Source organism: Microbacterium karelineae (genome assembly GCF_009745985.1).
Classification (GTDB): domain Bacteria; phylum Actinomycetota; class Actinomycetes; order Actinomycetales; family Microbacteriaceae; genus Microbacterium; species Microbacterium karelineae.
In genome coordinates this window covers 162,538-182,373 of the sequence record NZ_WFIX01000184.1, presented here as the reverse complement: position 1 = coordinate 182,373, position 19,836 = coordinate 162,538, and the positions used below count along the sequence as shown (strand labels likewise).

Annotated in this window: 16 protein-coding genes; 4 read left to right on the top strand and 12 right to left on the bottom strand. The window is 68.2% G+C overall.

From position 1 onward, the window contains the following. The 4 genes from GB932_RS12145 to GB932_RS12130 form a co-directional block, all read right to left on the bottom strand. On the bottom strand, positions 1–1,529 hold a 1,529-nt coding region (locus GB932_RS12145), incomplete at its 3' end, for an HNH endonuclease signature motif containing protein (protein WP_156760125.1). A gap of 66 nt (positions 1,530–1,595) precedes the next feature. Beyond that, on the bottom strand, positions 1,596–1,787 hold the full coding sequence (locus GB932_RS12140) for a GNAT family N-acetyltransferase (protein WP_156760962.1): 192 nt from the start codon (positions 1,785–1,787) through the stop codon (positions 1,596–1,598). Positions 1,788–1,795: 8 nt separating this feature from the next. Next, entirely contained in the window at positions 1,796–3,595 is a 1,800-nt protein-coding gene (locus GB932_RS12135; protein ID WP_156760961.1) for a glycosyltransferase family 2 protein, read from the bottom strand. A 67-nt stretch (positions 3,596–3,662) separates the two neighbouring features. Then, positions 3,663–4,742 carry a glycosyltransferase family protein gene (locus GB932_RS12130; RefSeq protein ID WP_156760960.1) on the bottom strand — a complete coding sequence of 360 codons (1,080 nt, stop codon included), beginning with the start codon at positions 4,740–4,742 and terminating at the stop codon, positions 3,663–3,665. 99 nt (positions 4,743–4,841) lie between these two features. Here GB932_RS12130 and GB932_RS12125 point away from each other — a divergent pair, with 99 nt between their 5' ends. The 3 genes from GB932_RS12125 (at position 4,842) to GB932_RS12115 (ending at position 10,438) form a co-directional block, all read left to right on the top strand. After that, entirely contained in the window at positions 4,842–6,521 is a 1,680-nt protein-coding gene (locus GB932_RS12125) for a glycosyltransferase family 2 protein (protein WP_156760959.1), read from the top strand. Positions 6,522–6,532: 11 nt separating this feature from the next. Next, a complete protein-coding gene (locus GB932_RS12120; protein WP_156760958.1) occupies positions 6,533–8,617 on the top strand; it encodes an acyltransferase family protein in 2,085 nt (694 codons plus the stop codon). Positions 8,618–8,686: 69 nt separating this feature from the next. Beyond that, positions 8,687–10,438: a DUF6020 family protein gene (locus tag GB932_RS12115; RefSeq protein ID WP_197517459.1), complete on the top strand. Its 1,752-nt coding sequence runs from the start codon at positions 8,687–8,689 to the stop codon at positions 10,436–10,438. Positions 10,439–10,447: 9 nt separating this feature from the next. Here the strand turns inward: GB932_RS12115 and GB932_RS12110 are convergent, their stop codons facing one another. Then, positions 10,448–11,371 carry a glycosyltransferase gene (locus GB932_RS12110; RefSeq protein ID WP_156760956.1) on the bottom strand — a complete coding sequence of 308 codons (924 nt, stop codon included), beginning with the start codon at positions 11,369–11,371 and terminating at the stop codon, positions 10,448–10,450. Between the two features lie 109 nt (positions 11,372–11,480). Here GB932_RS12110 and GB932_RS12105 point away from each other — a divergent pair, with 109 nt between their 5' ends. After that, positions 11,481–11,945 (top strand): GtrA family protein, encoded by a 465-nt coding sequence (locus tag GB932_RS12105; RefSeq protein WP_156760955.1) that lies wholly within the window; start codon positions 11,481–11,483, stop codon positions 11,943–11,945. A gap of 497 nt (positions 11,946–12,442) precedes the next feature. On the opposite strand, the gene GB932_RS12100 is transcribed toward GB932_RS12105, so the two are convergent. From GB932_RS12100 to GB932_RS12075, 7 genes are read right to left on the bottom strand one after another with little or no spacing between them, the layout of a single operon-like run. Next, positions 12,443–12,928, bottom strand: coding sequence for a hypothetical protein (locus tag GB932_RS12100; RefSeq protein WP_156760954.1), 486 nt, complete (start codon positions 12,926–12,928; stop codon positions 12,443–12,445). A gap of 22 nt (positions 12,929–12,950) precedes the next feature. After that, positions 12,951–15,005 carry an acyltransferase family protein gene (locus GB932_RS12095; protein ID WP_156760953.1) on the bottom strand — a complete coding sequence of 685 codons (2,055 nt, stop codon included), beginning with the start codon at positions 15,003–15,005 and terminating at the stop codon, positions 12,951–12,953. Between the two features lie 59 nt (positions 15,006–15,064). Continuing rightward, a complete protein-coding gene (locus GB932_RS12090; protein ID WP_156760952.1) occupies positions 15,065–15,808 on the bottom strand; it encodes an ABC transporter ATP-binding protein in 744 nt (247 codons plus the stop codon). Next, entirely contained in the window at positions 15,808–16,617 is an 810-nt protein-coding gene (locus GB932_RS12085) for an ABC transporter permease (protein ID WP_231916157.1), read from the bottom strand. The genes GB932_RS12090 and GB932_RS12085 overlap by 1 nt, the downstream gene beginning before the upstream one ends. A gap of 4 nt (positions 16,618–16,621) precedes the next feature. Then, entirely contained in the window at positions 16,622–17,809 is a 1,188-nt protein-coding gene (locus tag GB932_RS19465; protein WP_231916156.1) for a hypothetical protein, read from the bottom strand. A 22-nt stretch (positions 17,810–17,831) separates the two neighbouring features. Further along, the gene (glf, locus tag GB932_RS12080; protein ID WP_156760950.1) at positions 17,832–18,974 is read right to left on the bottom strand and encodes a UDP-galactopyranose mutase; all 1,143 of its coding nucleotides are present in this window, start codon (positions 18,972–18,974) and stop codon (positions 17,832–17,834) included. Between the two features lie 54 nt (positions 18,975–19,028). Beyond that, positions 19,029–19,754: a sulfotransferase family protein gene (locus tag GB932_RS12075; protein ID WP_197517458.1), complete on the bottom strand. Its 726-nt coding sequence runs from the start codon at positions 19,752–19,754 to the stop codon at positions 19,029–19,031. Positions 19,755–19,836: the final 82 nt, after the last annotated feature.

Below are 19,836 nucleotides of genomic sequence, written 5' to 3'. Positions count from 1 at the left end.
TGCTCCCGCGCCTCGTGCTCGGCCTCGATCCGGTCCAGCGCCCGCGCGATGCTCGCCCGCTCGATCTCCCGCCGCTCGCGTGCCCGCTCCTCACATCGCGCCTCCTCGGCCTCGCGCCGCTCCTCCCGCGCCTCGTCCTCCGCGGCTTCCGGGGTCTCCTGGAAGAACACCCGGGACACCGGCTCGTCGGTATAGACCATCCCGGCAGGGCTCGTCCACTCGATCACCCCGCCCCCGACCTGCCGCAGCCGCCACCCGGAGTGATGCTTCATCATGTGGTGTGGCTCACACAGCGCGGCCAGGTTCTCGATCGTGGTCGGCCCGCCGCGGGCATACTCCCGCGAGTGATCCAGGTCGGCCTTCCGCGCCGGGGTCGTGCATCCCGGGAACCGGCAGGTCATATCTCGCCCGATCAACGCCCGCCGCTGCGCCTCCGAGGGTCGATACCGGTCGACCGCGACGATCTCGCCCGTCTCGGGTCTCACGAACAGCCTCTCCCACCCGGCCGCGCTCCCGGCGACGATGCGGGCCGTGTCGGGCGAGACGAGCCCGCCGTCATCGGCCCAGGCCGTTCCCTCGTCCGGGTCGAGGATCTGCGTGACCGGGATCGTCACCTGCACCGTTGCCGCGATCCCCGTCAGGGTCGCCCCGGTGCCGGAGGCGTGCAGCTCGTGCCCGGTCGGCTCCGCGGACAGCAGGACATCGGCGATCAGGTCGGCCCGCAGCTGATCCATCGTCCGCCTGTCACTCGCCGCGACGGCGACCGGGTCGGTGCCGTCGAGTGTGCCGGTCACCGGGGCGGCCCATCCGTCTTCGGGCGCGAACCCGTGGTCGCGGTCGAACGCGCGGCGGGCTCGCCGCCGGTCGGTCTTGATGATCTTCGCCATCTCGGTGGCGCGGTCGTAGATGGCGCGCGCCTCGAACGTGGGCAGATACGCCCACAGCTCGCTCATCCCGTCCTCACGATCGGTCACGACGACCCGACGCTCCTCCCGCGCGGCCTGGTGCCGTTCCCGCAGGGATGTCGGGGCGAGGACCGCGGCCTGCTTCTGCGTGATCTTCTCCAGCTCCCGCGGTGTCCGGGTCTCGGCGAACGGCACCGCCAGGGCATCCAGCGACGCCCGCGCGCCCGGGTCGAGACCCGCCCCGGTGGCGGCGATGACGTCGGCGTGCCGCTTCGAGATCCGCCCCGACTTCAGCGCTTCGTGCGTGACGGGGTAGTCGCTTGTGAGGCGTTCGGCCTGCTCGATCCGGTTCTTCGCCGCCGACGGGTGGACCCGTGTCGCGGCCGCGACCTCGGCGGCCATCGCCCGCCGCGCATACTCCGGGCCGTCCGACGCCACCGACCGCCGGCCCTCCGCGTCCGCGATCTCCGCGAGCTGGGCCAGCAGCTCGGCCTTCTCACCCTCGGCCCGCGCGATCGTCCGGTCCCGCTCAACGACCTGTTCGACGAGGCCGCGCACGCGCGCCTGCTCGGCCGGGGTCAGCCCCAGCCTCTCGAGCCGCGTCTCGTGCCGTTCCTCGTCCATGACCCGAGGCTACGAGGGACCACCGACAAACGAAGCGGACACGGAAGATGTCGGCTCCGCCATCCCTCACTTCCCGCTGACGTGCGCCCCCGCCACGTCCGCCCGGATCAGCGAGTACACGACGAGGTCCACGCGCCCCGCGTCCGTGAACCCCGCATTCCGCGCCGTGCCCTCGCGGGTGAAGCCCGCCCGTTCGGCGACGCGCAGCGAGCCCGCGTTGCCCGGTGCGATGCGCAGCTCGACGCAGAGGTGCGGCAACGCCCCGCTCAGTACCCCACCTCGGGCGAGCGCCAGCCGCGCCACTGCTCGAAGGATCCCTGCACGAGCTGGCTCGCCGTGCGTTCCCATGTGTGCTTCGACGCGTGGCGGATGTACATGTATCCGAGGCTCTGCGTGCGATAGGCGACGCCGCCCTGCGTCTCGATGCGGATCAGGACCGAGCGGTCGGTCGAGTTCGGGGTCGGACGCCATCCCCCGAGCGCGTCGAAGGTCGCGCGCGACAGCAGCATCGCACCGCCGGCGACCTGGTCGTGGTATCGCTCCGTCGCGAAGGTGCGGTGCACCGTCTGGCCGACCTCCTCGAAGAAGAGGAACTCGGTCGTCTTCCCGACGATGTCGGCACGCGAGTACAGGTGGGCGAGCACGAGGTCGGACACGTGATGCTCGCTGTACCAGTCGTCGTCGTCGAGCTTCGTGATGAGGTCGCCCGACGAGCGCCGCACCCCCTCGGCGAGCGCCCCGCCGAACAGCACCGTGTCCGGCACCTCGACGATCGTGTACGCCAGGTCGCCGAGGTCGACGCCGTCGACATTCGGGGCCGGCACGCCGTGCACGACGACGATGACCTCCATCTCACGGTAGGTCTGCTTCGCCATCATCTCGAGGACACCGGGAACGAGCTCGCTGCGCATCGTCGAGAGCACGACGCTCACGCGCGGGAGATACCGCTCCCCCGTGCGCTCGGCGATCGACTGCGCGAGGCGGAAGAATCCGCCGTGCTCGCGCATCGCGATGCGCCGCGCCTCGACCGCGCGCAGGTCGCGCTCGAGGCCCATCTGCTGGCGGTACGGGCGCCGGATCACGTCGACGAGGGAGGGCGCGAGAGCCTCCTCGGGGATCCGGATCCCCTCGGGGAGCGCGTGCAGGATCGTGTCGGTCGCGGCGATCTCGGCGAAGCGCGCCGCGAGCCCCTCGGGGACGTCGCTCAGGCCCGACAGGTCGATGCTCTCGACGCGGCGCAGCTCGCGCACGACGGCCGCCGAGAGCGGCCGCCGGAGGTCGAACTCGATGGGGTTCCCCATCCCCTGTTCGATCGCGAGGATCTGGGCGCGCGCCCCCGAGACGACGAGCCGGCGCGCGGGGCGGGAGGGCTTGAAGGTGAGCTCGCGCCCGATCGGGTTGTGCACCTGCAGGTCGAGCGCCGGGAGCTCGGTGCGCGGGTGTCCGACGGCGGCCTCGCCCGTCGTGAGGTGGTGCGTCGACAGCTCATCGGCGAGGCGCCGCGGGCCGCCGATGAGCATGTCCGCGCGGCGCAGACCGACGCCCTGCAGGCGCTCGACCATCGGCTCGACGGGCGGTGCGCTCCGCGTCGGCAGCAGGCGCAGCGCCTCCTCACCGGCGCCGTCGGCGATCGCGACGAGCGGGAAGCCCGCGCCCGCGAAGGGGGTGTTCGGCACGAAGACGGGGATGAGCGCGTTCGCGATCTCGGTCACGGTCGTCGGATCCGTCGTGCGGACGACGGCCGTGGCGCGGCCCCGGGAGGTGTCGAAGCGCACATCGAATCCGGCGAGCGCGCGCACCTGGCCGAGGCGGCCGCGCCAGCGCGGCACGGGTGCCTCCCAGTGCGCGAGCGTCACCTCGAGCTCGGTCGTCGACACGACGGGGTTCCGCGGCAGCGCGAGGTGCCGGAGGATGTCGGCGTCTGCGAGGGCGAGCCGTACGCGATCGGTGCGGGGCGAGTCGATGCCGATCGTCGACGTCACGTCGTCAGGGGTCGCGAGCAGCGGCGCCGGGCCGTCTCCCCACATCGTCGGCGTCGTGGCGGCATGGCGGCCGGAGCGTGGCATCCGATTCCCCCTGGAAGGTCGTTGATCAGGCGCAGACAGGCTACCCGTCCGCGATGTGGCGACGCCGTCAGCCGCGCGCGAGGCGCTCGATCAGGTCGGCGTACCGGGCCGCCATCGCCTGTGGAGGTCGCGAATCGGCGAAGGCGCGCGCGGCGGCGCGCACCTCGCCGTCTCGGAACCACGGATCCGCCAGCAGCGCCGCGATCGACTCGTCGGGCCGCCCGCGATCGAAGAAGCGGATCCAGGCCTCGTCGCCGAACTCGGCGACGAGATGAGGCTCGTCCGGCAGCACGATCGGCAGGCCGTAGGTGGCGGCGAGGTACATGTTCCCTGAGTTGAGGATCGCGTGATACGGCAGCACGAGCACATCGGCCGCGCAGAACCACGTCGCCACGTCCTCCGGGAGGATGCGTCGGAGACTGCTCGTGACGGTCGCGGGGCCGTCCGCGAGCCCGTCGAGGATGTGCTGCACATCGCCCTGCGGGCGTCCGGCGAGCAGCACCTCGATGTCGGCGCCGCCCTCGCTGGCGATGCGGGATGCCGCCGCGAGGTGCTCGAGCCCCTTGTAGGGGCGGATCCATCCGAACGCCAGCGCCGCCGTGCTGTCGGGGCGCACGCCCAGCTCCGCGCGCGCCGTGTCCCGTGCGACGGCCGGGCCGTACACGCCGTCGTAGCTGCTGTGCGGGATCTCGACGACCTTCTCGGCGGGGATCGCGTACGCGGGCGCCGCGAGCTCTGCCGTGTGCGGCGAGATGACGTGGATCGCATCGGCGAGCTCCGCCAGTCGCTCATGCAGGAGGAGCGCCGTCTTCGGGTACACCGCGTCATGCGGGAGGACGTTGTGCACCGTCCAGAGGATCTTCCGGCCCCACCGCTTGGCGCTGTAGAGGGCGTCGAGGAAGAGGTCGGTGCGGCGCCGCGCGTCCTTCGCGTTCTCCGCCCACTCCGTCACGGGGCTCGTCCACTGCACGTGGATGACGCCGCGCCGCTCGGGCGAGGTCAGCTCGATGAGCGCCTCCGGGAAATCGGGCCGCCCCGAGAGCTCATACCCGCGCTCGGTGATCTCCGACTGCAGGATCTGCACGTAGGGGTTGTCGCGCCACCCGGGGAAGTTGAAGACACGTCGATCGGCGGGCGCGGAGGGCATGGGGGCGAGTCTATCCGCGCCCTGGGGGATCCCTGAGACATCGCACGCCGCCGAGCGTTCGCTGTGATCTTTCCGTGACCTGGAGGCTAAACTGCCCCGGTGATCTCCGCCGACCCCCGCTCCGCCGCGCCGTCGATCGTCTCCCGCAATCGCTGGCGCGATGTCTTCGACGGAACCGTGCCCGACGACTGGGAGCCGACGATGTCGGTGTCGGTCATCATCCCGTCGTACAAGAGCAAGACGCTGCAATTCACGCTCGCGTCGCTCGCCGCGCAGGATTACCCCGAGGATCTCCTCGAGGTCGTCGTCCTCGACGACGGCGGCGGCGAGGAGCCCGCCGAGATCGGCGAATACGCGCCGAAGAACACGCGCCTCATCCGCGTGCACGAGGTGAACGACGGCTGGGGCCGATCGAACGCGACCGACATCGGCATCAAGGCGACGACGGGCGACATCATCTACTGGTGCGACTCCGACATGATCCTGTTCCGCGACAACGTGCGGCAGCACGCGAAGTGGGCGCACTTCATCCCCGAGGCCGCGACGATCGGCGAGAAGGGCTTCATCGAGGAGTGGACGTACACGCCGGAAGAGGTCTACGAGAAGGTCAGGGCCGGCACGATCGGCGACGACTACGACCGCGACGCGCTGCACGAGCACTGGTCGAAGGAGATCTACCGCAGCACGGATGATCTCAACGAGTCCGATGGCCGCAACTACTCGACCCACATGGGCGCCTGCGCCACGGTGACGCGCGCCGTCTACGACCGCACGTTCGGCCAGGACACCCGCCTGCACCTCGGCGAGGACACCGAGATCGCCTACCAGCTGTGGCAGGCGGGCGCCGTGTTCATCCCCGCGCACGACGCGGTCGGCTGGCATATGGGCCCCGGCACCGTGCAGCACCAGGGCGTGCAGGTCGCGTGGCACAACGACGTCCACTTCGCGCAGCGCATGGCGATCCCGCGCTACCGGCGCAAGGCCGACAACCGCGTGTGGGAGGTGCCCCTCATGAAGGTCGTCGTCGAGGTCGCCCCCGACACGGCCCGGTGGGCGCGCCCGTGCGTCGACCGGATCCTCAACAGCACCCAGAACGACGTGCACGTCGTGCTCGTCGGCCCGTGGTCCGAACTGCACGAGGGCCGGCGCCGCATGCTCGCCGATCCGATGAACGAGCTGTACCTCGTCAGGGAATGGTTCCGCACGGACAATCGGGTGATCTTCGCGGAGGAGGCCCCGACGAGCGTCTTCCCGGCGCCGTTCCGCGTCGACATGCCCGTCACGGTCGAGCTCGCGAGCGACAGCCTGCAGGAGATCTACCGCCGCATGGACAAGCCGTGGATCGGCGCGATGCGCTTCTTCACGCCGGGCCACGACAACGACGAGGCCGTGACGGTGTGGAACTCGGCCGTCGTCGAGCGCGCGCGCCCGTACGTCACGGACGAGCGCCCCCTCGAGGACGTCGTCGCGCAGATCGCGGGCTTCGAGTGGCAGTCGAGCGAGGTCGCGCACCTGAAGGATCTGCGCGAGAACGATGAGCTCGACAAGAGGGTCGTCCGCGTGGATCCCGACGTCGCGCGCCTCGAGAAGGAGCTGTGGCGCATGCGGATCCGCGCCGAGCGCGCCGAGGCGCCCGTCTCGGCGGCGCGCCTCGTCGCGCAGCGCGTCAACGCCCGCACGGGCGGCCGGGCCGGCCGCGTCGCTCGCGGCGCCAACCGCCTGCTCGGCGGCCTCCCCGCGCGCGTCGCGCGCGGCCTCCGCCGGATCCTGGCCGGCTGACCACGGGGCGCATGACGTCCGCTTCGGCTCCCGCTCCCGCGAGCGGCACGCGACAGGCGGTTCGCTCGTTCCGACCGGACATCCAGGCGCTGCGCGCGCTCGCGGTCGTGAGCGTACTGCTGTATCACCTGTGGCCGAACCGGCTGACGGGTGGCTTCGTCGGCGTCGATGTGTTCTTCGTCATCAGCGGGTACCTGATCACGTCGCACCTCATCCGAGAGCGTGAGACGACGGGGCGCATCGCGCTCGGGCGGTTCTGGGCGCGGCGCGCGTCGCGCCTGCTGCCCGCCTCGCTGCTCGTGCTGCTCGCGACGGCCATGGCGGTCGTGGTCTGGGTCCCGCAGTCGCTGTGGCGCCAGTTCCTCGGCGAGATCACCGCGTCGGCGCTGTATGTCGAGAACTGGCGCCTGCTCTTCGACAGCGTCGACTATCTCGCCGCCGAGAACTCGGCGTCGCCCGTGCAGCACTTCTGGACGCTGTCGGCGGAGGAGCAGTTCTATGTGATGCTGCCCCTCCTCCTCGTCGTCGCTGCGTGGGCCCTCCGCCGATTCCCCTGGCGCGCCGTGATGTTCGCGGCCATCGCGGTCGCCACCGTCGCCTCCTTCGCGTACAGCGTGTGGCTGCTGCAGTCGGCCCCAGGCGAGGCCTATTTCTCGACGTTCTCTCGCGCGTGGGAGTTCGGCGCCGGCGCGCTGCTCGCCTTCGCGCGGCCCCTCCTCTCGGCCCGCATCGGATCCGTCGTCGCCGGGGCGGGCGTGCTCGCCGTCCTCGCGAGCGTGTTCCTCTACACGGGATCCACGCCGTTCCCCGGCGCGGCCGCCGCCCTGCCTGTCCTCGGCACGGCCGCCGCGATCTGGGCGGGCGGCCACTCGCTGCTGGCGCCCCTCGGCCGCTTCGCGCCGATCTCGTTCCTCGGGCGCGTGTCGTACGCGATCTACCTCTGGCACTGGCCCCTCATCGTCGTCCTGCCGTTCGTGACGGGGACCCCTCTCACGACGGCGCACAAGGTCGCGATCGTCATCGCCTCGCTCACGTTCGCGTGGCTGTCGACGACCTACGTCGAGGACGTCGTGCGCTCGTCGCCGAGGTTCCTCCAGGGGCGGCGGCCCCGCACGATCGCGGCGTGGAGCGCCGCGGGCATGGCCTGCGTCCTCGTCGTCTCGCTGGGCGGCACGCAGCTCCTGCGCGCCGACGAGGTGCAGGTGCACGAGGTCACGGAGGAGCTCGTGCAGGAGCTGCCGGCCTGCTTCGGCGCCGCCGCATGGGATCCGGCGGACGCCTCCTGCGGGGAGGGTGCGTCCGACGGAGTGAGCTCGAGCGACCTCGCGGACGAGGCCGGCGTCGAGATCGTCCCGGCGCTCGGCGACATCGAGAACGACGACGGCAACGTCGCCGAGTGCTGGGCGGGCCCCGACGTGACCGAGCTCAACATGTGCTCGTACGGCCCGCGCGATGCGGAGGTGCGCATCGTCGCGATCGGCGACTCGCACAACAACGCGATGCTCCCCGCCTATCGCGAGGCGGCCCGGCAGCTGGGATGGCGCATCGACGTCGCGGGCCACGCGGGGTGCTTCTGGACGGACGAGGATCTCGAGCTCGCGACCGACGAGCAGACCGCCTCGTGCGGGGAGTGGCGCGACCGAGTCGACCACTACGTCCAGTCGGCGGACGGCGTCGACGCCTTCCTCGTCGCGAGCCGCGGCGGCAAGGTCGATGCGAGCGCCGAGCGCATCGACGGCATGGCGTCGGCGTGGCAGCGTCGCGCCGACACATCGGTGCCCGTGCTCGCCCTCCTCGACAACCCGTATTTCGGCGAGACCCCGGTCACCTGCGTATCGGAGGACCCGGCGACGGCGGCCGAGCGGTGCTCGCTGCCGCAGGACGTCGCGCTCCTCGACGACGGGAAGGCGAGCGCCGTCGAACGGGATCCGAACGCGCGGCTCATCGACCTCACCGGCTTCTACTGCCGCGACGGCTCCTGTCCCGCCGTCATCGGCGACGCGGTCGTGTACCGCGATGCGCACCACCTCACCGGAACCTACGCCGCGACGCTCGGGCCGTTCCTCGCACGCGAGCTCGAGAAGGCGGTCGGCTGAGGAGCAACGCACGCCAGCGACGCCACGCAGTCGTCGCAGGATGTCGAACGACGTCGCTAGAATACGGTGGTGCATCTCGTCGGGACTCCTCACCGCTCACCACAGGACGACTCGGCTCTCAGCATCCCCCCCACGTCCGATACACCTGCTCATCATTCGAGCCGGCGTCGCATCGATGTCTGGGCCGCATCGCTGGCCTTCCTGCTCAGCGCCTTCTCGGTGGTCGGTGCGTCCTATGCGGCCACCGACAGTGCTGAGTGGTTCACGAGTTCCCTCGGCGGTGCTCTCGTCGGTCTCCTGGCGGTGGCTTCGCTGGCGCTCGTCCTCTCCCTCGTCATCGCCGCGCTGTTTCGTGCGCTGGATCACGCGTGGGAACAACCGACTGGCGTCGTCGGCTCGATGCGCGACGCCGTCCGACATTGGATGTGGCCGTCGTTCGGCGTGATCCTCATCGGTTGGTTGACGTGGCTCATCGTGCATTTTCCCGGCGCGATCGATTCCGACACCGTGACGCAGCGGATCGAATGGTTGGGGATGAGCCCTGCGAAGAACCACCATCCGTGGTTCGACACGGTGGTGTTCGGCTGGTTCTGGGACGTCGGTGATCTCCTCGGCGATCCGAACGTCGGGCTGTTCACCTACCTGCTCTTTCAGGAGGTGACGACTGCAGCTGGCCTTGCGCTTGGGATCGCCTACCTCGGACGACTCGGTATGTCGACTCGCCTCCGATGGACATTGACGATACTCGCAGCGGTGTTCCCGGCTTACGTGATCGCACCATCGGTGATGAGCAAGGACGCCTTCGCGGTCATCTTCTGGATGCCGGCGCTCATCCTGTTCGTCGAGATCGTGCGCACGCGCGGGGCTGTCCTCTCGAAGCCTTGGGTCGTCGCCGCCGCGATCGCGATCGTCATCCCGCTCGTGCTCGCAAAGCGAACGAACGGCTATCTCTTGGTGATCTGCACCGTCGTGCTCGTGTTCGTCATCGCGCGCCGACTACGCTGGCGTCTGTTCGCGGGCCTGGGCACAATTCTCCTCGTCACCAATGTGATCTGGCCGATGGCAGTTCTCCCGGCGCTCGGCGTCGCGCCGGGAACGTCGACGGACATGATGACGATCCCCGTGCAGCAGACCGCGCGCATCGTTGCGGAGCATGGCGACGAGATCCCGCGAGACGAACGCGAAGCGATCGATGCCATGCTCCGCTACGACGGGCTCGCGGAGGCGTACGTCCCGCGTCGGTCGGACAACGTGAAGGCCCGCTGGAACGTCGATGCGCCCCTCGAACAGAAGCTCGATTACGCACGAGTCTGGCTCGCCCAGCTCGTGCGCTACCCGGGCACGGCACTCTCGGCGACCGTCGCGAACACATTCGAGTACTTCGCTCCGGTCACGCCCGTGAAACTGCAGCGCAATCTCGCACTCGATCGATACGTCGATCACTGGACGAGCAAGACCTACGAAAGGTTTTCGCGCGAGGATGTCGAGGCGATATCTACCGAGGCACTCGGTACGTCCTCCGTTCTCAACGGTGCTCGCGTTGCGGCGAACAAGCTGTACGACGCCTTCTCGGACGGCAACCCACTGATGTCCAAGGCGCTGTTCAGCTCCTGGATTCCCCTCTTCGCCCTCGTGTACGCGATCCGACGTCGCAGCTCGCTCCACGTACTGGCGACGGTGCCCCTTTTCGTGAATCTGGCGTTCCTCGTGGCGAGCCCCATCGCCCTCGGCCGCTACCTGCTCCCGCTCATCATCGCGAGCGTCTTTGCGATCGGGCTCACTGCACTGCCCGCGCGACGTGAGTCGCGTGATCCTCGGTGACAGCCGCCGTTAACGCACCGGCGAATACTGCAGGTACGTGAGCCTGCTCACCTCGCTGCGAGCCCGGCGAACCCCGTCGAGCACGAACCCGATCGCCCAGGACAAGGCCGCGGAGACGCCGAGGCCTGTCGCGAGAATCGCCGTGGGCAGGCGCGGCACGAAGCCCGTCTGCACGAACTCGACGACGAGCGGGATCCCCAGGATCACGCCGAGCACGAAGAGCACGGCGCCGACGATGCCGTAGAAGAACAGGGGACGCTCGTGCCGTACGAGCTGTCCGATCAGGCCGAGGATCCGGAAGCCGTCGTGGTACGTGCGCAGCTTGCTCTCGCTTCCCGCGGGGCGATCCTTGAACCCGACCGAGACCTCGGCCTGGGGAGCGCGCACGTTCATGACGTGAACGGTGAGCTCCGTCTCGATCTCGAACTCGCGCGATGCCGCCGGGAAGCTCTTCACGAATCGACGCGACATCACGCGGTAGCCGCTCAGCATGTCTGTCACGCTGTCGCCGAAGATGCTCGATACGAACCAGTTGAAGCCTTTGTTCCCGAGTTCGTGACCTGGACGGTACGCAGTCTCGGTCTGCTGATCGCGCACGCCGAGTACATGGTCATACGGCCCCTCGCGAAGAGTGCGGATCATCTCCGGGAGCGCCGCCGCGTCGTAGGTGTCGTCACCGTCGATCATGACGTAGATGTCGGCATCGACGTCGGCGAACGCACGCCGCACGACATTGCCCTTGCCCTTGAGTCGCTCCTGGCGCACGATCGCCCCCGCCTGTGCCGCGACATCGACGGTGCGATCGGTGCTGTTGTTGTCGTAGACGTATACGACGATGTCGGGGACAGCGGAGCGCAGATCGGAGACGACCTGCCCGACGGCCGCCTCTTCGTTGTAGCAGGGGACGATCGCCGCGATGACGGGCTCGGTCATTTCACTCCGACGCGTAGGATGGACTGGCTGTGCCCCGACCGGTCGGCACGCGCCGTCAGAGCGAAAATCAGGCTAACACGCATGATGCCGCGGACCCGGAGGGCCACACATGCCGCAGAATCCCGTCGTGAAGAAGGTCCGTCAGGCCGGCGCCTTCCTCGTCATCGGCGGTGTCGCGTTCCTCGTCGACGCACTCACGTACAACGCCCTCGTGTTCTGGGTCACGGGCGACGGACCCATGCGCGAGTTGCCGATCGCCGCAAAGATCATCGCGATCGTCGTCGCGTCGATCGTGACGTACGTAGGCAACCGCTACTGGACGTTCAACGACCGCCACATCCCGCACAAGTGGTCGCGCTACGCCCTGTTCGTGCTGTTCAACCTGGTCGCGATGGGCCTGCAACTCGGATGTCTCGGATTCTCGCGGTACGTTCTCGGACTCGACAGCATCCTCGCCGACAACGTCGCGGGGACGTTCATCGGGCAGGCGCTCGCGACCCTCTTCCGATTCTTCACCTACGACCGGTTCGTGTTTCCGCACTCCGAGGAAATCGAACCCGCGACAGTTGACTGATCAGTGCAGTCCTTCGGGCCGAGCCAACTCGTGCTCCCCGATAGAGCCGAACGATTTCTCCGGAAGGCAATTGACTCAGCCTACTCCTTCGACACTCACCAGTCGATGCCTTTCCATGGCCTGCCGAACGCCCTAGATTGACCGGCGTACGCATACCTCGGAGAGTCGGAGTCGATCATGATGTTCAGGCCCAATGCTTCGCGCGGATTGCGACGGGCGAGCAGAGTGCGCATTGCACTCGCTTCCCTGAGCGAGATCGGCACGACTGAGCCCACGCGATCCCTGCTTCACTCCTCGACTGGCGGAGTAGCGGCGGCGATCGACGAGGACATGCGATTCTCGACCGATCCCGGCTCTGCGTCGCAACTGTCTGCGCTGCTGCCCGACGACCACGGGGGCGGGGAGGGTTCCGCGATCAGCAACGACGCGACGGCGTCGACGAAGTGCTCGACCACGGCTCCCTATGCCCGCACCGGGGAGCACTGGGGGTCTCATCGCTATACCTGGTGGTACAACGGCGACGGCAACCCAGGCACAGGCTCAGCGACGCGGATCCCGACGGCAGGCGAGTACCTCATGAACGGCCGGACGTGACCGATGATGGATGCGGTGCCGGTACGGGAGGCAATGTCATCGGCTGGAACACCGCTCTCGGGAAGCACGCTGACGCGGGCGTGCTGGTGGTTCAGCGGGGGCTGATCGCGATCTACGGTGATGGATGATCCCAATTCGTCTATTGCAAAGCAGGGAGCCCCCGTGCCTCCGTTGTCGACATGTCGAGCGTCGATCACGTCGGCAATCGGCGCCTCCATCGCGAGCCGGTGGTAGCAGATGTGGTCGCCCGTGATCTCGACGGGCGGCGCGACGCCGCCAATCATACTCACCTCCCACTCGTCGAGCAGAAGTACCCCGGCGAAGGCGATCCCCGTTCCCAGACTTCCGCGCGCAGACAGCGTCGTCGCTTCGCAACCTGTGATCGACACCGAGGCTGGGAGCGCATGGTTGTCATTCGACGAGCCGCGAGATCTCGCGTTCGAGATATGGGCGCAGCGTCTGCGCGAATGTACGGGTCAGATGTTGTCCGTCCCGCGTCACGATAACCCCGCCTACGACCATGTCGCATCGGACCGGCGCACATTCGACGTCCATCAGGTCGATCAAGTGGGCGTTCGGCATCAGCGCGACAGCCTCCGGGAATCCCGACTCTCGGATCGCTTCATCGCGCGGGATCGAGCATTCGCCGCGCTCGACCGCGTCGCCGTCCAGAAGACAGTCGAGCATCTCGCTCGGGAAGATCGGATTATCTCGGATCGCGAGGATCGGCACGTCATCCGAAGCGCGATGGCGCCATGCCTCGAGGATCAACTCCGTATGGAACTCCTTGACCGACATCCCCTCGGGAGCAGGACGGAACCATGAATTCGACGAAGCCGTCGTCAGGATCGCGTCATAGTCTCCCGATGCCGCGATCTCATCGATCTCCGAACGCCAGTCGGCGCATTCCACCTGGACCGACTCCGGCCCCGACCGGTCAGGAGCGGCGCTGGATACCCACTGGCACCCGGCGCGCGACGCGAGATCGAATCGCCAGCCCAGCGAGTCTGCGATCTCCGCATAGGCGTCGGACAGTGCGTGATTATGGGAGTCGCCGACGACGAGCAGTCGCTTGTCGAAGCCCGACGTCGGGCCGAGCGCACACACCTTCGCCTCTGCGTCGCCCCATCTCGCATAGCAGTCCGGCCTGTCCGGCGTGTCTTCCGAGAGCAGGTCCAACGACGGAATCGGGGATGCGCCTGCTCCTTCCGCGGCGCACTCCGGCCGATCTGAGTCGAGCGACGGCGCACCGGCGCAGGTGCCCACGGTGTGCGCAGACGAGTTCGCAAGGATGGCGGCGTGAGCACCCGCAGCGGGTGCCGCCGCGACGACGATCGCGATGAGGGCGATTGCGAGCGATCGGATGGCTCGGCCGCGCGTCGCCCACACTGTCGGCGCACGCAGGAGGACCCGGGTGAGCATCGTCGCTCCGACAGAGGCTGCAAGCACGATGACCGCACCGAACCAGCTGATCGCATCGCTGTCGGTCACCGTGAGGACGAGGATCAGAAGTGGCCAGTGCCATAGGTACAGACCGTACGAAATGCCGTCGAGCCGGCGCAGGGGGCGGCTCGTGAGCAGGGCCGTCGGCGATGCAGGGCCGCCCGATGCCGACAGGATGACGAGCACGGCGCCGCCGACGGGCAGGAGCGCCGCGGGACCGGGGTACATCGAGCCGCCGTCGAAGACGAAGCCGCTCACGACGACCATCGCGAGCCCCACCCACCCCGCGAGAGGCCGCAGGACGGCGGCGACCACGCGCCGCGCGAGAACGAGGCCAGCGACGAGCCCGCCGATCCCGAGCTCCCAGAATCGCGCGAAGCTGTCGAAGTAGGCGGATTGCGGATCCGCGCCGTTCTCGCGCCACGCGTATGCGAACGACGCCATCGTGGCGATCATCAGCAGTGCCCAGAACGCGCGTTCGCGCATGCCGCGGGAGTGCACTGTGACGACGATGAGCGCGGGAAGGAGCGGGAAGACGAGGAAGAACTGCGCCTGCACCGACAACGACCAGAAGTGCTGCAGTGGGCTGGTCGCAGGCCCGGCGGCGCCGTAGGAGAGCTGGGACGTGATGAGCTGCCAGTTCTCGACGTAGAGGGCGGCCGAGACGACTTCGACGAGATTCTGCGCACGCAGCCATGGCGAGTACACCATGAACGCGAGGAACGTCACCGCCACGAGAACCAGGGCGGCGGGTGGCGCGAGCCGAGCAAAGGTGCGCGCCCAGCGCTGCAGGATGCCGAGAGGGCGCCCCGCCCCCACGGCTCTTCCGAGCGAGAGGATCAGCAGGAAGCCGGAGACGGTGAGAAACACGTCCACGCCGCCGGACACGCGGCCATTCCCGAACAGATGGAAGACCACGACGAGCGTCAGGGCGATGCCGCGGAGCCCGTCGATCTCGCCTATCCGCACCGATGTACGGCGGCGCCGCAGGGGCGGCGCCACCCGCGCGTCGATCGTCACCATCCCATCCTGTCGCACGATCGAGCGATGCGGGGTACCCGGGCACTCCCGGGTGCGTCGCCTCAGTTGTCGGCGTTGTAGGTGTCGAGCACCTCGGCGATCGGCGCGTCCATCGCGAGGCGGTGGTCGCGGATGTAGAGGCCGCGGTCGCAGAACCGCTTGAGGTCGCCCTCGCGGTGGCTCACGAAGAACAGGGTGCGGCCGCCTTCGAGCATCTCGTCGATGCGGCGATAGCACTTCTCGCGGAACGCCTTGTCGCCGACGGCGAGCACCTCGTCGACGAGGAGGATCGGCTCGTCGAGCTGCGACACGACCGAGAACGCGAGGCGCACCTTCATGCCATTCGAGAGGTGCCGGTACGGAGTGTCCTGGAACTCCTCGAGCTCCGCGAATTCGATCATCTCGTCGTAGCGGGCCGCGATCTGCTGCCTGCTCATGCCGTGCAGCCCCGCCGTCAGGCGCACGTTCTCGCGCACCGTGAGGTCGCCGACGAAGCCACCCGTGATCTCGATGAGCGGCGCGACGCCGCCGTTCACGCGCACCTCGCCCTCGTCGGGCAGGAGGACGCCGGCGACGAGCTTCAGGAGCGTCGACTTGCCCTGTCCGTTGCGCCCCACGACGCCGATCGACTCCCCCGGACGGACCGTGAATGATACGTCGCGCAGCGCCCAGAACTCGCCCTTCGGCGTGCGCCGCGACGCGCCGGCGAACATCGACTTGATCGACCTGCGGCCGCGGCGATTCCGGCGGAACCGCACGCCCAGGCCGTCGACCTCGATCGCGTTCTGCGCACCCGGATCGGTCATCACAGCTCCTTCAGCAGGGGGCGCTCGAGGCGGCGGAAGACGAGCAGGCCCGCGCCGAGGAAGGCGAGGCACATGACCGCGCTCACGACGACCGTGAACGTGTCCCACAGCTCGGGGAAGAACGCGGCCCGATACAGGGTGAGGATGCCGGCGAGCGGATTGAAGGCACCGAGGTGGCGGACCACCTCCGGAAGGTCCGCCACGCTGTAGATGATCGGCGTCGCATAGAACAGGGCGCGCAGGATCAGTCGTGTCGTGCGCTCGAGGTCGCTGTAGAGCACGCACAGCGGCGCGACGAGCAGGCCGAGGCCGAGGAGCAGGATCGTCTGCATCAGCACGGCGACGGGGAACCAGAGCACACCCCAGCCGATGGCCGCGCCTCCGAAGACGGCGAACAGCACGAGCACCGGGATCGAGAAGAGGAACTCGACGCCCTTCGACAGCACGATGCGCCCCACCCAGATCGATCGCGGGATCGCCGTCGAACGCACGAGCTTGGCGTCCTTGTTGAACGCGCGCGTGAAATCGGTCACGGCCGAGTTGAACCACACCCACGGCAGCAGCGCCGCGATGAGGAACACGATATAGGGGTCCGACCCCACCTCGCGGTGGAAGATCTGCGTGAAGACGAACCAGTAGATGCCGCTCATCACGAGCGGATCGAGCACGCTCCAGAGGTACCCGAGCCAGCTCGTCGCGTACCGCACGCGCAGGTCACGCGCGGACAGCAGCCACAGCGAATGCAGGTACCGGCGCGGTGTGCCCGGTTCGGCGACGGCTGCCGTCGCGCGACCCCCATCATCTATCACCTCGTCAGCGCCCCCGACGCAGTGCGTCGCGCGCACGGGCGGCGACGCGGCGTGTCGCTTCCTTAGCCAACTCAGCCGTTCGAATATCCTCGGCCGTCGGCCCGGACGAGTCCGCCGCTGGTGCGTTCCGAACACGATCCTCCGCATCCGCGGCGAGCGCCTCCGACACGCGGACGGCCGCATCGACCGGCACGTGCGCTGCGCGGTTGTGGTCTGCGGCATCAGTGGATCGAGACGCTGCCCGCAGTGCGTCGAGCGAGCCGACGACGCGCACCCTCGTGGCCGCGATCTCGTCGGCGTGCCGCCGGCTGCGCTCGTCGACCAGCTCGGCCGCCCAGGTCGGGAACGTGAGCCGACGTTCCTCACCGCGTGGCTCACGACGCAGAAGCTGCCGAGGAATGTCGATAGGCAGTCGCCCCAGGCGCTTCATCAGTGCGGAATCGGGATCCGCGTAGGACCTGTTGAGCGCGAGCATGAGACTGCTCTCCTCGACGGTCATGCTGCGATTGGCGACCGTCCCCGATCCCTGTGTGGCAAGCAGCCCACGCTCCAGACCGAGCAAGTCCTCGAACGCATTGGTGAGCTGATCCGGGTGGTCGGGATCCACCACGATGACCGTCACGTTCTCGGCGCCGAGGATCCGACTCCACCGCTCGACGATCGTCCCCTGCTGCGCTCGGAGATCCACATGCTCGACCTGCCACGCGGTCTGCGGATCCGGCGCCTCCGCCTCCGTCAGGATGTACGCGATCCAGTCCTCGAACTCGTGCAGCATCGTCGACTTGAGAAACTCCTGCCAGGTCGACCTGAGGATCGTGCCATAGTGGCGCACCGAGATCACGGCGTGGAGTCGATCGCCCAACTCGTCACGGAAACGACCGACCTGCTCGTCATCGCTCTCGCTGATCCATTCGTGCGAGATCCAGGCCCGGCGCTCGCGGTCGTTCTCCATGCGCGCCATGAGGTCGTGCCAATGATCGATGCTCGGCACACCGTCCGCCGTGGCGAGCTTGAGACCCATCAGCGCCGCTGCCGGGAGAAGGTGATCGTGGCGCTTCGTCAACGTGCGCGGGTACAGAACCCCGGCGTCCGCGAGCTGTCCCCGGCGGCGCACGGCCATACGCTGCAGCGCGGTCGTGCCCGTCTTCGGCAGACCGACGTGCAGCAGCCGTGCGCGTTCTGGGAGCAGCAAGGAGTTCGCCATGGCAGAGAGATCAGGCCAGCTTGTTGTTCCACATCGACAGGGCCGACCCGATGGCCATATGCATGTCGAGGTACTGGTACGTGCCGAGGCGGCCGCCGAAGTGCACGTCCTTCTCGTCGTTCTGCAGCTCGCGGTAGGCGAGCAGGCCCGTGCGGTCCTCGGATGTGTTCACCGGGTAGTACGGCTCGTCGTCGCGCGCCGCGAAGCGCGAGAACTCGCGCATGATGACCGTCTTGTCGGCCGGGTACTGGTCGGCCCGCTCCGGGTGGAAGTGCCTGAACTCGTGGATGCGCGTGTACGGGATGTCGGCGTCCGGGTAGTTCATGACGGGCGTGCCCTGGAAGTCTCCGACCTGCAGCACCTCCTGCTCGAAGTCGAGCGTGCGCCAGCTGAGGGCGCCCTCCGAGTAGTCGAAGTAGCGGTCCACGGGCCCCGTGTAGACCACGGGGATCTGCTCGACGACGGCGCCCTTGTGGAACGGCTGCGACGCGTCGAAGAAGTCGGTATCGAGCCGGACCGTGATGTTCGGGTGGTCGGCCATCCGCTCGAGCCACGCCGTGTAACCGTCCGTCGGGAGGCCCTCGTGGGTGTCGTTGAAGTACCGGTTGTCGTACGTGTAGCGGACGGGGAGGCGGCTGACGATGTCACCCGAGAGCTTCTTGGGATCCGTCTGCCACTGCTTCGCCGTGTAGTCGCGGAAGAACGCCTCGAACAGCGGGCGCCCGACGAGCGCGATGCCCTTCTCCTCGAAGTTCTGGGCCGTCTTCACGTCGAACTCGCCCGCCTGCGCCTTCACGAGGGCGCGCGCCTCGTCGGGCGAGTACGAGGCCTGGAAGAACTGGTTGATCGTGCCGAGCGTGACCGGCATCGGGTAGACGACGTTCTTGTGGTTCGTGTACACGCGGTGCACGTAGCTCGTGAACGTCGTGAAGCGGTTGACGTACTCCCACACGGTCTCGTTCGAGGTGTGGAAGAGGTGGGCGCCGTAGCGGTGCACCTCGATGCCCGTCTCGGGCTCGGCCTCGCTGTAGGCGTTGCCGCCGATGTGGTTGCGGCGGTCGATCACGGTGACCTTGCGGCCCGCGTTCGCCGCGCGCTCGGCGATCGTGAGTCCGAAGAAGCCCGAGCCGACGACAAGAAGATCGGTGTCCATGACGTCATTGTTTCATTCGGCGCGCGCCGTTCCTGGCAGGCGCGGGTGAATGTCTCAGTGTGCGAGCCAGTGCGAGAGGTCTCGCCCGATGAGCGCCTGCAGTCGTTCCACTTCGGGCGCGTAGTGCTCGATGAGGCGCGATCGCGCGCTCTCCGACAGCGCGGGCATCGCCTCCCACTTCCTCCCTGACTGCTTCATCGCTGCTGAGTTCACCTCGAACTCGAGCTCATCCACAGGGATGTCGTTCTCGACACCGAGCTCGTTCATGACGGCATCGATCAGGGCTGGCTTGTCTTGAAGGTCGTCGTAGAGGTGGAAGTGGATGTTCGGGAAGCGCTCGAGCCAGCGCTCGGTGATCCTCGCGTACTCGCCGAGCTGCAGCATGCGGTGCGCGTCCTCGACCTGGTCGATCGTCTCGCTGTAGGGGAACCGGCCCGCGTGCATGTGATGGATGAAGGCAGATTCATATCGCTCGACAGGATCTCGGAAGAGGACGATGATCTCCGGCTCGCCGAGAACACTTGCGATACGCGACGGCACGTCCTCGGATTCGATGACAGGGCGGTAGTAGTTCGGGCTGCTCTCGTACGTGTACCGCGCCTCAGCGTTCGCCTCGAAGTGGGCCGAGTAGGCGTCCAGCCGCTCGGCGCAGTCGCGTCCGAGGAAGAAGTCGAGCTCCTTGTTGTCGGGCGGCTGGAAGTGCGCCGACATCTTCAACGTGTGGTGCAGCCACGTCGTGCCCGACTCCTGTGTGCCCGCGATGATGAGGTTGGGAAGCACTCGCGCTTCCGCCGGCGCGGCTGGGGCAGGAGGCACGGAGGTCCGACGCCGAAATCTCGAGAGGAGCGAGTTCAGGACGTTG

Bases quoted from the DNA above. Each gene is read 5' to 3' on its own strand.
- GB932_RS12135 (WP_156760961.1), bottom strand. From the start codon at position 3,595: ATGCCACGCTCCGGCCGCCATGCCGCCACGACGCCGACGATGTGGGGA.
- GB932_RS12090 (WP_156760952.1), bottom strand. From the start codon at position 15,808: ATGACCGATCCGGGTGCGCAGAACGCGATCGAGGTCGACGGCCTGGGC.
- glf (WP_156760950.1), bottom strand. From the start codon at position 18,974: ATGGACACCGATCTTCTTGTCGTCGGCTCGGGCTTCTTCGGACTCACG.
- GB932_RS12110 (WP_156760956.1), bottom strand. From the start codon at position 11,371: ATGACCGAGCCCGTCATCGCGGCGATCGTCCCCTGCTACAACGAAGAG.
- GB932_RS12105 (WP_156760955.1), top strand. From the start codon at position 11,481: ATGCCGCAGAATCCCGTCGTGAAGAAGGTCCGTCAGGCCGGCGCCTTC.
- GB932_RS12095 (WP_156760953.1), bottom strand. From the start codon at position 15,005: ATGGTGACGATCGACGCGCGGGTGGCGCCGCCCCTGCGGCGCCGCCGT.
- GB932_RS12120 (WP_156760958.1), top strand. From the start codon at position 6,533: ATGACGTCCGCTTCGGCTCCCGCTCCCGCGAGCGGCACGCGACAGGCG.
- GB932_RS12130 (WP_156760960.1), bottom strand. From the start codon at position 4,742: ATGCCCTCCGCGCCCGCCGATCGACGTGTCTTCAACTTCCCCGGGTGG.